Source organism: Vibrio sp. BS-M-Sm-2, from assembly GCF_041504345.1.
In the GTDB taxonomy this organism is placed as follows: domain Bacteria; phylum Pseudomonadota; class Gammaproteobacteria; order Enterobacterales; family Vibrionaceae; genus Vibrio; species Vibrio satsumensis.
The window spans coordinates 3,520,504-3,533,186 of record NZ_CP167894.1 but is presented as its reverse complement, the minus strand read 5'-3'; the positions used below and the strand labels follow the sequence as shown (position 1 = coordinate 3,533,186).

The 12,683-nt window shown below is 45.0% G+C and carries 10 protein-coding genes; 5 read left to right on the top strand and 5 right to left on the bottom strand.

Annotation, left to right across the window (positions count from 1 at the left end; genetic code table 11):
- Positions 1-123 precede the first annotated feature (123 nt).
- The 5 genes from gnd to AB8613_RS15965 all read right to left on the bottom strand — a co-directional run bounded on the left by gnd (position 124) and on the right by AB8613_RS15965 (position 6,643).
- Entirely contained in the window at positions 124-1,572 is a 1,449-nt protein-coding gene (gene gnd / locus AB8613_RS15985; protein ID WP_048659456.1) for a decarboxylating NADP(+)-dependent phosphogluconate dehydrogenase, read from the bottom strand.
- A gap of 28 nt (positions 1,573-1,600) precedes the next feature.
- Positions 1,601-2,317 carry a 6-phosphogluconolactonase gene (gene pgl, locus AB8613_RS15980; protein ID WP_285954455.1) on the bottom strand — a complete coding sequence of 239 codons (717 nt, stop codon included), beginning with the start codon at positions 2,315-2,317 and terminating at the stop codon, positions 1,601-1,603.
- Positions 2,314-3,816 carry a glucose-6-phosphate dehydrogenase gene (zwf, locus tag AB8613_RS15975; protein WP_017059714.1) on the bottom strand — a complete coding sequence of 501 codons (1,503 nt, stop codon included), beginning with the start codon at positions 3,814-3,816 and terminating at the stop codon, positions 2,314-2,316. Before zwf ends, pgl begins: the two co-directional genes overlap by 4 nt.
- Positions 3,817-4,226: 410 nt before the next feature.
- Entirely contained in the window at positions 4,227-4,922 is a 696-nt protein-coding gene (locus tag AB8613_RS15970; RefSeq protein WP_146489957.1) for a response regulator, read from the bottom strand.
- Between the two features lie 68 nt (positions 4,923-4,990).
- Positions 4,991-6,643, bottom strand: coding sequence for a sensor histidine kinase (locus AB8613_RS15965; RefSeq protein ID WP_285954440.1), 1,653 nt, complete (start codon positions 6,641-6,643; stop codon positions 4,991-4,993).
- Between the two features lie 617 nt (positions 6,644-7,260).
- Between AB8613_RS15965 and AB8613_RS15960 the strand changes: the two genes are divergently transcribed.
- The 5 genes from AB8613_RS15960 to AB8613_RS15940 all read left to right on the top strand — a co-directional run bounded on the left by AB8613_RS15960 (position 7,261) and on the right by AB8613_RS15940 (position 12,597).
- On the top strand, positions 7,261-7,488 hold the full coding sequence (locus AB8613_RS15960) for a hypothetical protein (RefSeq protein WP_009846577.1): 228 nt from the start codon (positions 7,261-7,263) through the stop codon (positions 7,486-7,488).
- A gap of 213 nt (positions 7,489-7,701) precedes the next feature.
- A complete protein-coding gene (locus tag AB8613_RS15955) occupies positions 7,702-9,156 on the top strand; it encodes a TolC family protein (RefSeq protein WP_372384134.1) in 1,455 nt (484 codons plus the stop codon).
- Positions 9,157-9,159: 3 nt separating this feature from the next.
- Positions 9,160-10,134, top strand: coding sequence for an HlyD family secretion protein (locus tag AB8613_RS15950; RefSeq protein ID WP_146489954.1), 975 nt, complete (start codon positions 9,160-9,162; stop codon positions 10,132-10,134).
- Positions 10,135-10,141: 7 nt separating this feature from the next.
- On the top strand, positions 10,142-11,422 hold the full coding sequence (locus tag AB8613_RS15945; RefSeq protein ID WP_372384133.1) for an ABC transporter permease: 1,281 nt from the start codon (positions 10,142-10,144) through the stop codon (positions 11,420-11,422).
- Entirely contained in the window at positions 11,419-12,597 is a 1,179-nt protein-coding gene (locus tag AB8613_RS15940) for an ABC transporter permease (protein WP_372384132.1), read from the top strand. The genes AB8613_RS15945 and AB8613_RS15940 overlap by 4 nt, the downstream gene beginning before the upstream one ends.
- The last annotated feature ends 86 nt before the right edge of the window (positions 12,598-12,683 follow it).

Here is a 12,683-nt window from a genome sequence, read left to right as displayed (position 1 = left end):
TTAAATTTACTTTACATGACTCTCTTTAAGAACCAACAAAAAAGGATGCCAATTGGCATCCTTTTGTTTTCTAGTTTACAGCTAATAAGAACAACAAAGTTCTTAACTGATTCTAACTAACGATTATACGTCGTAAGTTGTAGAAGCAGTGTCGCCGCCTGTACCAGTCCAGTTTGTGTGGAAGAACTCACCACGTGGACGGTCAGTACGCTCGTATGTGTGAGCACCGAAGTAGTCACGTTGAGCTTGAAGCAGGTTAGCTGGTAGACGTGCAGTTGTGTAACCGTCTAGGAAAGATAGCGCAGAAATCGTACATGGCATTGGGATACCAGACTCTAGAGATTTCGCTGCTACTTTACGCCATGCTACTAGGCTGCCTTGTAGGATGTTTTTGAAGTACTCGTCAGAACCCAGGAACGCGATGTCTGGGTTTGCTTCGTACGCATCACGAATGTTGCCTAGGAATGCAGAACGGATGATACAACCACCACGCCACATTAGCGCTACGTTACCGTAGTTTAGGTCCCAGCCGTTTTCGTTCGATGCTTCACGCATTAGCATGAAACCTTGAGCGTAAGAGATGATCTTAGAAGCCAGTAGAGCTTGACGTAGTGCATCAACCCACTCTTGCTTGTCGCCTTCAACTGGAGTGATTGTCTTCTCAAACAAAGCTTCAGCTTCAACACGTTGGTCTTTAAGAGCAGACAGGCAACGAGAGAATACAGACTCAGAGATTAGAGTCAGTGGGATACCTAGGTCTAGTGCGTTGATACCAGTCCACTTACCCGTACCTTTTTGGCCTGCAGTATCTAGGATCTTCTCAACTAACGCTTCACCGTCTTCATCTTTGTAGCCAAGGATGTCAGCAGTGATTTCAACTAGGTAGCTGTCTAGCTCAGTCTTGTTCCAGTCAGCGAATACCGCTTGCATCTCGTCAGCAGACATACCTAGGCCATCTTTCATGAACTGGTATGCTTCAGTGATAAGCTGCATGTCACCGTATTCGATGCCGTTGTGTACCATCTTAACGAAGTGACCAGCACCATCGTTACCAACCCAGTCACAACAAGGCTCACCAGCGTCAGTTTTTGCAGAGATACCTTGGAAGATTGGCTTAACCGCTTCCCAAGCTTCAGCCGCGCCGCCTGGCATGATTGAAGGACCGAAACGAGCACCTTCTTCACCACCAGATACACCAGTACCGATGAAGTGGATGCCTTTCTCACGGCAATGCGCTACACGACGGTTAGTGTCTGGGTAGTTAGTGTTACCACCATCAATGATGATGTCGCCTTCGTCTAGAAGTGGGATTAGGTTTTCGATGAACGTGTCTACAACGTCACCAGCACGAACCATAAGCATCACTTTACGTGGTGTTTCTAGTTTCTCAACTAGCTCTTCTAAAGAGTAAGCACCAACAATGTTAGTACCTTTAGCTGGACCTTCTAGGAACTCGTCTACTTTAGCAGCAGTACGGTTATGAGCCACCACTTTGAAGCCGTGGTCGTTCATGTTTAGGATAAGGTTCTGACCCATTACTGCTAGGCCAATTACACCGATATCACCTTTCATTATTTTATCTCCTTGCGGCTATTCGCACTTATGCGATAGCACTTGCTGCATTTGAATCTAGGAACCACTCTGTTTCGCCAGTTTTAGACTGGATTTTCGCTGCCGGGTAAGGCAACTCTGAAGCAGGAGTTGTATGAATTTCTTTAACGATCTCAACTTTACCTGCACCCAGTACTAGGTAGCTGATTCGTTTTGCTGCTTCTAAAACTTTTGCTGTTTTAGAAACACGGATTTGACCAGACTCAGGGTGAGAAGCCAGTACAGATAGGTTCTCATCTTGGTAGTCAGTTACACCCGGGAATAGTGAAGCTGTGTGGCCGTCTGCGCCAACACCTAGCAGGATCCAATCGAAAACAGGTGTGCCGTTTTCTGTTGGAATCACGTCTGCCATCTCTTTTGCAAAACGCGCTGCTTCTGCTTTTGGCTCATCTTCACCACGGATGCGGTGGATGTTTTCAGCAGGAAGGTTTACTTGTGTAAACAACAATGCGTTTGCTTCACCGTAGTTACTTTCGGCGTCGTCTGGTGCCACGCAACGTTCGTCGCCCCACCAGAAGTGAAGGTTATTCCATTGAATACCTTCCGCGTAAGGCGCCTCAGCTAAAAGCTTGAAAAGCATTTTTGGCGTGCTGCCACCAGACAGTGAAATGTGAACAGGTTTGCCCTGCTCGCTGTATGCTTTCATTTCATTTGCTAGGTTTTCAACAACCAGTTCAGGCGTTGCAAAGATCTTGTGATTGATCATAGTTCGCAGTAATCCGTGTCTGTTAAGTTTTTGCATGGGAAACGCCATGCGCGGCCATCACGTTGCAGAAGTTCATCCGCTTCCTGTGGGCCCCAAGTACCACAAGCATAGCCAAACAGCGCTTGAGGGTCTTGCTTGAAGTCTAAGATTGGTTGAACGTACTTCCAACATGCTTCTACCGCATCGGTACGTGCAAACAGAGTCGCATCACCGTTCAGTGCATCAAGAAGAAGACGCTCATAAGCCGTCAGCATCTGAGTTTCAGGCAAGTCAGAGTAAGAGAAGTTCATTTTCACTTCTTTTGCTTTGAAGCCTGCACCTGGCTCTTTTAAGCCAAAACTCATCTGAATACCTTCATCCGGTTGGATACGGATAATCAGTTTGTTTTCTGGTGCATCTTGACCAAATACTGGGTGCGGCGTGTTCTTAAAGTGAATCACGATTTCCGTTACGCGCGTTGGTAAACGTTTACCAGTACGTACATAGAATGGAACCCCATTCCAACGCCAGTTGTTGATGTGAGCTTTTAAGCCGATGTAAGTCTCGGTACGAGAATCATCCGCTACACCATGCTCTTCACGGTAACCTAGTAAGTGCTGACCACGAACATCTGATGCTGTGTACTGACCTAATACTAAGTCTTTACGCAGATCATCTTCTTCTAATGGTTTCAGACACTGAAGCACTTTAACCACTTCGTCACGAATAGAATCAGCATTGATTTGAGCAGGCGGTTCCATACCCACCATGGCTAACACTTGTAGCAGGTGGTTTTGGAACATGTCACGAACTGCACCAGAACCATCGTAGTAGCCGCCACGCTCTTCAACGCCAAGGAACTCAGCACCTGTGATTTCAACGTATTCAATAAAGTTACGGTTCCACAGTGGTTCAAACATCGCGTTTGAGAAACGAAGCACTAAAAGGTTTTGAACCGTCTCTTTACCAAGGTAATGGTCGATACGGTAGATCTGGTGTTCTTGGAAGTGATGATGGATTTCTTCATCCAACGCTTGAGCTGATGCTAAGTCGTAACCAAATGGCTTCTCGATGATCAGACGGCGCCAGCCATTCGATTCATCGTTAAGGCCATGCGCAGCAAGGTTTGCTGGGATCACACCGTATAGGCTTGGCGGGGTTGCCAAGTAGAACAGTGTGTTATGGTTTTCGAATTGGTAGTCTTGCTCAAGCTTGTCTAGACGTTGTGCTAAACGAGCGTAGTCGTCTACATCTGAAGTGTTGATCGCTTGATAATGCAGATGTTCAATAAATGCATTCAGCGTCTCTGGCTCAGTTTTTTCCATTTCCTGAAGAGACTTCTTCAGCTTCTCACGGTAAGACTCATCGCTGTACTCAGTACGGCTCACTCCAAGAATCGCAAAGGATTCTGGTAGTTGATTGCTAGCATACAGGTGGTATAGAGCAGGAATTAACTTGCGGTAAGTTAGATCTCCCGACGCACCAAAAATAACGATGCTGCTGTTTTCAGGTATTACCATCATCTTTCCTATAAAAACAAGGTTTTTAGTATTCGCCAAAGGTATCAGCGACATACGAAAATAGATAATAGGTCTTAACTATTACATCAATAGTAAGCGCCTATTAAATTTGAGAATGCGTTTGGTAAACGAGGGTGAAAGCTATCACCTCTATTCGGGACGGTATTGTCTATGACTATTTGATTTACATCAACCACTGTGAAAGCAATCGATTAAATATTGACTCATTTCGAACAAATTCTAATCGATAGCTCCGTTCATTTGGCCCGAGGGAGAAGCAAATCAGCATTCTCAAACATTGTAGTCAAGAAAGAACGGTATCTGGTCGGTGGAGTGAGCAATAGGAAAGGAAGAGAAAGATAAAACCAGCTTATTCAACTGGCTTTATATTTATTTTGATGATGTCGTGTTTATCTTTGCGCTTTGTTATAGCAGCGCTCTGGGCGCCCTACGGTACCGTAATTTAAGTCCGCGACTAACTCGCCAGTCGTAATCAAAAACTCTAAATAGCGTCTGGCGGTGGTTCGGCTAGCACCTATTCGTTCTCCGGCTTCATCGGCGGTAATATTAACAGCATCAGCTTGTTGAAAAATGGCTCTGATCTTATCCAACGTTACGCCATCAATTCCTTTGGGTAAGGTTGATACTTTACCTGAGTCCGCTTTTGCATTGGCTTGCAGCATCTTGTCGACCAAGCCTTGGTTAAGGTCAGACACACTTTCAAACTCTTGCTGTTGAGATTGATACTTTTTCAGTGCCGCTTCCAACCGAGGAAACATCACTGGTTTCAGTAGATAGTCCACTACTCCACCGCGCATTGCCTGCTGTAACGTATCCACATCTCGGGCTGCCGTAATCAAGATCACATCACACCCTTGGTTGCTCCCTCTTACATGATTAAGAATATCGAGCCCACAACCATCAGGCAGATACACATCCAATAGCACCAAATCAGGCTTTAAAATGTCTAATTGCATTAGAGCCTCAGAATGTGTTGTCGCAATCCCGACCACATCAAAGCCACCCATCTGTTCTAAATAACGATGGTGCAGCTCTGCAATCGCAATATCATCTTCAATAACCATGACTCTCGTGATTGCATTCATTTATGTTCTTCCTTTAACCATGCTTTTCCCGTCACGATGATCTTAGTAAGATCGCTCGTGCTTAATTGTTATTGTTCTTCTTTTGGTAGATAAACCGTCATTCGCGTACCAAAATCGTGGTTGTCGACCATTTCAAGCTGTCCCTGGTACCTGTCTGCCAGTTGTTTAATCAGATACAAACCAACACCGCGATTTTGCTTCGCTTTGCTCGATACACCTTTTTCAGTGAGTGCTTTCGTCGCCAAATCTTTCGGTAAACCACACCCTTTATCTTCTACTTCTACAATAATTTCATTACCAAAATCACTGATTGATACTTCAATAACCCGACGTGCTGGGGCAATTTGTCCCTCTTGCTTAATGGCCGTCATGGTGGCATCAAAGGCGTTATCAATCAGATTACCAAGAATTGTGACAACGTCATCCGCGTTCAACCAGCTAGGTAGCGCTTCAAGCCTTGAGCCTTCTTCAACTTTAAGCTCTAAACCAATTTCTCTCGCTCGCTCCGTTTTCCCAAGGAGCATGCCTGCGATGAGCGGATCTTTAACAGTTTCACGCAAGAACTCGATAAGGCTTTGATAGTGTGCTGTTTCTTGGCCAATCAGTTGTTGTACCGAGTCCAACTCGCCCATCTGGATCAAGCCACTGATGGTGTTGAGCTTGTTTTGATGCTCGTGGGTTTGTGAACGCAGTAGATCAGCATATTCTTTGGTTTGTGAGAGCTGGTCTGTCAAATCGTTGATTTCATCTCGTAATCGGAAACTCGATACCGCCCCGACCACCTCACCAGCCACTATAATCGGGCTGCGGTTGGCAATGATTCGCTTATTGTTTAAATACAATTCAACATCGTGGTCTGTGTCGCCGGTCGATAGCAGTTGTTCTAAATCACTGCCTGGCAATACATCAGAAAGGCGCTGTTGGTTGAGTGCTTTATCCCTGTCTATCGACAAAATATCGCAGGCACTCTTATTAATAGAACGCAAAATGCCGTGCTTATCGATGCTCAGAATGCCCTCTTTCACGGTACTCATGGTTACGTCTAACTCGACATACAGTCGGCCTATCTCTTCAGGTTCAAAGCCTAAAATAGCGCGCTGAAAACGGCGAGATACATAGCTAGAAATCAAAGCATTGACGGCAACCACCAGTAACGCCATCACAATTAAAAAAGCTAAATACGGTTCGATTCGATCTTGTAAAGAATCCAATAAGTAACCAACTGACACGACACCAATGACCTGCCCTTGCGTGTCTTTAACCGCGGATTTACCACGAACTGAAAAACCAAGCGATCCTTTGGCCGTCGATACATAAGACTCACCCAATACCAGCGCTTTTTGATTATCACCACCACGCATTGGTTTGCCGAGCCTGTCATCATAAGGGTGAATCAGGCGAATTCCCTGTTCATCTCCCACAACAATAAACGCTGCCCCAATGAGCTGGGTAAGGTTACGAAATTTAACTTGGGTTTCTTCAGACAAAACGTAGGGAACGCCATTAGCGTCCACACTTTCATTTTCTTGAATAATGGTGGTGACAAGTGGTGATTCGGATAGAAATTCAGCAACACCTAACGCTTTCAACCCCATCTCTTGCTCTTGAGATTGTTTGATGTAGTAAAAGCCAGCCGCTGAAAGTATCAAAAGTTCAACGAGGCCAGTGACCGTCATGATAATCAGTAACCTTTTACGGAAACTGATACTGCTCCATTTCATATACCACCGTCCCTAGTGTTAGACGATCAATGTTAACACCAAGTTAACTAGATGACCTTTCTACGTACGCGAATTTGTGACTGTTACTCAACTAAATAATTGAGCGGATTATTAATTGATATTCCTTTGCGTTGTGCAACTCGGACAATCGTGCACTTTTAGAACGGATTAGATAAAAAAGACAAATAACTGAATATATATTGAGCTAGATCACTAAACTTTTAGCTGTTTTTTAGGTTGTTCAAAATAAATACAATTATAATAGTTGCATATGAAGGAGTTTATTGTTGCCGGGCTATACGTTGCAATTTTAAGACAGCGCTTTAAACCGAAGTTTCGGTTAACAAAACGACAACAACTCTTCACTAACTGGACGTATCGATAAGTAAAAGTTGCGCGCTCGCAGTTACGAATGATGATCAAACGGATTAAGTTTCTCCCCTATTCATCCATCGCCATTTTCAAACTCGGCTAGCCAAACAACGAAGAGGTGACTGATAAAAGCAGCACCCAATAATGAAGCATTGATGAGCAGGAAGTATCGATCAGTGGCAACGTCCAATAGAAACAGGATAAAAAACATAACGTATAAACATTGTTGAAAAGGAAACCAGGCAATGAAACGCGATAACTTTGGAATTTGTCTTACTAAGACTATGCTGTTCAAACACTTACAATCGACTTTTACTCACGTAAGAGCCTATGAGAAAGACGGTACCTCCCCTCTCGATCTCAAGGTATTGTTAGCGTTCCCGCAAATGTCAGGTAGAGATTTATTACAAACAATGCAAGGATCAAGACAATTAGTGTGGCGCGCCGATCACCATTGTCCTAGCTTTAAATAAGCCACTTCATTTTGTAAAAACACTTCTATACTGAACTTAAAGAGCACGTCTGTCGTGCTCTTTTCGTGTCAGTGATCTTTGTCTCCTGCATCACGTATTTTATTACATATACTTAACGAGTTATGCGCGTTTCTGAACATATGAGACAATCAACTCAAGACAAATGACTATCACCCTGTTAACATTAGAGTTAATACTCTAATTTGGTATTTAATGCAGATGACCAAACCAAAATTCCGATACCTTGCGATCGCCAGTATTCTTCTCGGCACCATGACTTCGCCAGGCTATGCAGCTCCGCTCACTTTTTCTGAAGCGTGGCAAATATTACAAGAAAACAACAACTCACTTGCGGCTCAACAAGCTAACGTCGAGCGTTATCAACACCTGCAGAACTCAACAAGTAGTCTCAACTTGCCTTCAATTACCTTAGGGGCTAACTACACGCACCTTGATAGTGACGTGACGATTAACGGTAAACAGTTCACTGACAGCTTAAGTGGTGTACCAAACTTAGGCGCAGTTGGAGGTATTCTTCAGCCTATATTAAGTGGGCTTGGCGGCGTTACCTCAACCATCACTGAACAAGACATCTTCAGCTCTTCCATCCGTGCTATTTGGCCTATCTTTACCGGCGGACGAATTACCGCTGCGCAAAATGCTGCGGAAGGTAAAAGCGAAGAAGCACAAAGCCAGCTATTGATGGAGAGACAAGCTCGCTACGAAGACTTAAGTAAATATTACTTCTCAGTGATCTTAGCGGAAGACGTAGTAAAGACGCGCCAAGCCGTTGAAGCGGGCTTAACTCAGCACCGTGACTTCGCCATCAAGCTTGAGCAGCAAGGGCAAATCGCACGAGTAGAACGCCTACAAGCCGATGCTTCTTTAGATAAAGCGATTGTAGAGCGTACTAAAGCTCAGAACGATCTCAAAATTGCTCAATTAGCACTGACTCAGATCCTTGGTCAAAGTGAAAATGTAGAACCGTCAGAGCAACTGTTTATCAATAAGAACCTGCCTCATATGGACGTGTTCATTGACCAAACATTGATGACCTACCCTGGCCTTAAAATTCTTGATGCAAAAGAGAAACAAGCAAGCAGCTTAATTAAAGCAGAGAAAGGTAAATACTACCCAGAAGTTTACCTTTACGGTGACTACAGCCTGTATGAAGATGACTCTCTAGCCAGTGAAATGAAACCCGATTGGTTGGTTGGCATTGGTGTGAATGTGCCACTGCTTGACACTTCTGGCCGTTCCGACAAAGTCGCCGCCGCTCACAGCGCCGTATCGCAGGTTCAATATCTAAAGTCACAAGCAAAGCAAGACTTAACCGTATTGGTACAAAAGACTTATCTTGAAGCAAACCAAGCAATTGAAGAGGTTCAAGGCCTAAACTCAAGCTTGTCATTGGCTCAAGAAAACCTCTTACTTCGTAAAAAAGCCTTCACTCAAGGGCTTTCTAACTCGCTAGAAGTGGTTGATGCCGAGCTCTATCTTGCGAGCATTAAAACCCAGCAATCTGCTGCGCGATTCAAATACCTAATCTCTCTCAACAAGCTATTAGCGCTAACCAGCGAAATGAACGCTTACTCGAGTTACTTAACCTCCTCTGTTCCGTCTGATTTCGACTCAAAAACAGACACCGATAGCCAGTCAAAAGGATAATTCATGAAACCTATTAAGCCCCTTCTTCTATCTTTAGTTGGTATCGGCGTTATTGGCTGGGTCGGATACAGTTTCTACCAAGCTTATCAACCTCAGCCGGTTAAGCTTCAAGGCCAAATCGATGCGCAGCAATACAGCATCTCATCGAAAGTACCCGGCAGAATTGATGAAATATTCGTGCGCAAAGGCGATTCAGTTGAAAAAGGCGAGTTGATATTTTCTCTTCTTAGCCCTGAAATTGATGCGAAGCTAGAACAAGCAAAAGCGGGACAAAAAGCCGCTGGCGCACTAGCACAAGAAGCAGAAAATGGCGCACGTACTCAACAGATCCAAGCCGCTAAAGACCAATGGTTAAAAGCCAAAGCGGCGGCTGATCTGATGGACAAAACTTACCAACGCGTAAACAACCTTTACAACGATGGTGTGGTTGCCGAACAGAAACGTGATGAAGCGAAAACACAGTGGCAAGCAGCGAAGTACACCGAAAGCGCTGCATTCCAAATGTATCAATTGGCGCAAGAAGGTGCTCGTGACGAAACCAAAGTGGCAGCCGCTCAAAAAGCATTAATGGCAGCAGGTGCAGTAGCGGAAGTTGAAGCTTACGCAAAAGACACACAGATCCACAGCTGGTTTAATGGCGAAGTCTCTCAGGTTCTATTGAGCAGAGGAGAACTCGCGCCACAAGGCTTTCCTGTTGTGACTGTTATCGACACCAAGGATGCTTGGGCCGTACTCAATGTGCGTGAAGACATGCTTAAGCATTTCAATAAAGGCAGCCAGTTTGAGGCATATCTACCGGCTCTGGATAAATCATTAACTTTCCAAGTAACTCACATCGCCGTAATGGGTGATTTCGCGACTTGGCGTTCCACTGACGCAGCACAAGGCTTCGACTTACGTACTTTTGAAGTAGAAGCTCACCCTGTCGACACGGACGAAACATTGCGCATGGGTATGAGCCTTGTGGTTGAGCTTTAGGTGACTTATGTCTGCTAACTTTCGATCTACAGGAACGCGATCTACAGGCTCACAATCTAGAAGCTCGCAATCACCAGAGCATCATAGAGTGAAGAGTACCTTGCTTAGGCAGTGGGCGATTGTACGTAAAGACAAATGGTTGTTGTCTTGCCTAACTTGGCTCCCTTTGATGCTTGCTGCCAGTATCTGGCTGATTTTTTCACAAGGAATCGCTCGTGACTTACCGGTTGCAGTTGTCGACCTTGAGCACAGTCAAATCTCGCAACAGTTCACACGTCTTGTTGATGCATCACCAACGCTGCAAGTCACTCACAAATACAGCTCGGCGAGTGAAGCAGCGAAAGCGATGATTGAACGCGATATCTATGGTTATGTTGTGATACCAAGGCACTTCGACCGAGATCTTCTGCTCGGTTTGAATCCACAAGTGTCTGTGTTCTACAACAGCCAATTTATCTTGATCGGTAAGCTGGTGAACTCAGCGTTGCTGCAGGCTCAAGGGACTTTTAACGCGCAACTTGAAGTCGTGAGACAACTGTCACACGGCGATACCACGGTGCAATCAGCATTAGGCCAAGCAGTAACAGTGCAAAGCCAGATCACGCCACTGTTCAACAAGAACACCAGTTATGCTCAGTTCTTGGTGTCTGCGGTTATTCCTGCGCTGTGGCAGATTATGATTGTGGTAGGCACGATACTGATCCTAACAGCGAACGTTAGAGCTCGTGGCCTTCAAGCTTGGTTATCCAACGCCCCTATGAAGTCACTCGCATCAACATTAACGCCCTATCTTGTCTTGTTTTTGATGTTTGGTATCGCGTTTAGTTTTTGGTTCTATATCCTCTTAGAGTGGCCATTTAACGGCAGCTTTGTGGCATTGACCATTGCCCAACTGCTTACCGTGATTAGTTGTATCATCATGGGATGTTTGTTTTTCTTCTTAACACTTGATCCAGCAAGGGCAATGAGCTTCGCTGGCGCCTTCACGGCACCAAGCTTTGCGTTTATGGGAATCACTTTTCCAGTGACTGACATGAACACGGCAGCTCAAATCTGGAGAAGCTTATTGCCAGTGAGTCACTACATCGAAGTACAAACAGCACAATCAAGTTATGGCGTGAGCGCGGCACAATCGCTGATCAGCCTCTCTACTATGTTGTGGTACGCGGTTCCTGCTTTCGTGGTGATGTTGTTGATTAAGAAACACTTGGCGCAGTCAGCTCTGTCTGCACAAGCAACACAGCAAGAGAAACCAGAACTATCAGCACAACAAGGAGTAAAACGATGAGCTTTACTCAACTGCTCAAGCAAGAACTCTTAGCGGTACTGCGTAACCCTGTCGTGCTTCTTACGGTATTCGGTGGTGTGGTCTTCTATTCATTCTTGTATCCATTGCCTTACGCGAACCAAGTTCCTCAACAGCTCAAAGCTTCCGTTGTAAACTTGGACAAGAGTCAAAGCAGCTATCAATTAGAGCGAATGGTGGATGCCACCTCTCAAATCGAGTTGGTACGTCGAGACTCCAGCATCGCTGATGCAAAACAAGCCGTACTTAACCAAGAGATTGGCGGATTCCTCGTCATCCCAGAAGACTTCTATAAAGACTTACTGCTCGGTAAGAGCCCGACGCTTTCTTACGCGGGCGATGCTTCCTACTTCTTGGTATACGGAACCATTGTTGAAGGGCTTGCCAAGGCCGGAGGCACGCTAGCTGCGCAAGTTAAGGTCAGTCACTTATTAGTCGAAGGTGTACCTTTGGAATCCGCAGCCAAAGGCTACAGCGCATTCAGCTTGAACCTAAAACCCACCTTCAATAGCCGCATGGGATACATCGATTACGTAGTTCCAGCCGTCTTTGTGTTGATCCTGCAACAAACCTTAGCAATGGCTTCTGGTTTAGTTGGTGCAACCCAAAACGCTCAATCAACGTTTGGCTACTGGAGTAAAACCTCTCCGGCGAAACTGATTCTTGCTCGTTGTTGTACCTTAGTTGGCATTTATTACCTATTGTCGATGTACTACTTCGGCGCCAGCTTCTCAATGTACGGGATTAACTTGCTCGCCTCTATGACTCAAATCCTAACTCTACTGCTGCCTTTCTTATTGGCCAGTTGTTTAATCGGAATTTTTATCGGTGAGCTAGTACCAAGAAGAGAGCTAGTCACGGTTGTGGTGTTAATCAGTTCAATGCCACTGATCTTCTCTTCAGGTTTTATCTGGCCCGTTGAAATGATGCCTGAGTGGTTAGTGCTGTTATCCCAGTTATTCCCAAGCACACCAGCAATTCAAGGTTTCTTAGCGCTTAATCAGATGGGTGCATCTTGGCAGGAAGTAGCGTTTCAATGGACATTGCTGTGGGGACAAGTTGCGTTATGGGCTTCGTTATTAGCACTTAAGCTCTACCACAAATCGAGCAAAAGTAACGTTAACAATAGTACTGGCAGCAGCCATCGAGCGGCTTAGTCCTAAGTCTACAAACTAAGCATTAAGACTTCCCTCTCATCGAAAACCATTAAAAAGCTCTGATATGAACAGGGCTTTTTTAATGT

What these genes read in the sequence shown, in the direction of transcription:
- AB8613_RS15940 (WP_372384132.1), top strand. Translation starts at nt 11,419, where the DNA reads ATGAGCTTTACTCAACTGCTCAAGCAAGAACTCTTAGCGGTACTGCGT.
- AB8613_RS15965 (WP_285954440.1), bottom strand. Translation starts at nt 6,643, where the DNA reads ATGAAATGGAGCAGTATCAGTTTCCGTAAAAGGTTACTGATTATCATG.
- AB8613_RS15945 (WP_372384133.1), top strand. Translation starts at nt 10,142, where the DNA reads ATGTCTGCTAACTTTCGATCTACAGGAACGCGATCTACAGGCTCACAA.
- AB8613_RS15970 (WP_146489957.1), bottom strand. Translation starts at nt 4,922, where the DNA reads ATGAATGCAATCACGAGAGTCATGGTTATTGAAGATGATATTGCGATT.
- AB8613_RS15950 (WP_146489954.1), top strand. Translation starts at nt 9,160, where the DNA reads ATGAAACCTATTAAGCCCCTTCTTCTATCTTTAGTTGGTATCGGCGTT.
- AB8613_RS15960 (WP_009846577.1), top strand. Translation starts at nt 7,261, where the DNA reads ATGAAACGCGATAACTTTGGAATTTGTCTTACTAAGACTATGCTGTTC.
- gnd (WP_048659456.1), bottom strand. Translation starts at nt 1,572, where the DNA reads ATGAAAGGTGATATCGGTGTAATTGGCCTAGCAGTAATGGGTCAGAAC.
- pgl (WP_285954455.1), bottom strand. Translation starts at nt 2,317, where the DNA reads ATGATCAATCACAAGATCTTTGCAACGCCTGAACTGGTTGTTGAAAAC.
- AB8613_RS15955 (WP_372384134.1), top strand. Translation starts at nt 7,702, where the DNA reads ATGCAGATGACCAAACCAAAATTCCGATACCTTGCGATCGCCAGTATT.
- zwf (WP_017059714.1), bottom strand. Translation starts at nt 3,816, where the DNA reads ATGGTAATACCTGAAAACAGCAGCATCGTTATTTTTGGTGCGTCGGGA.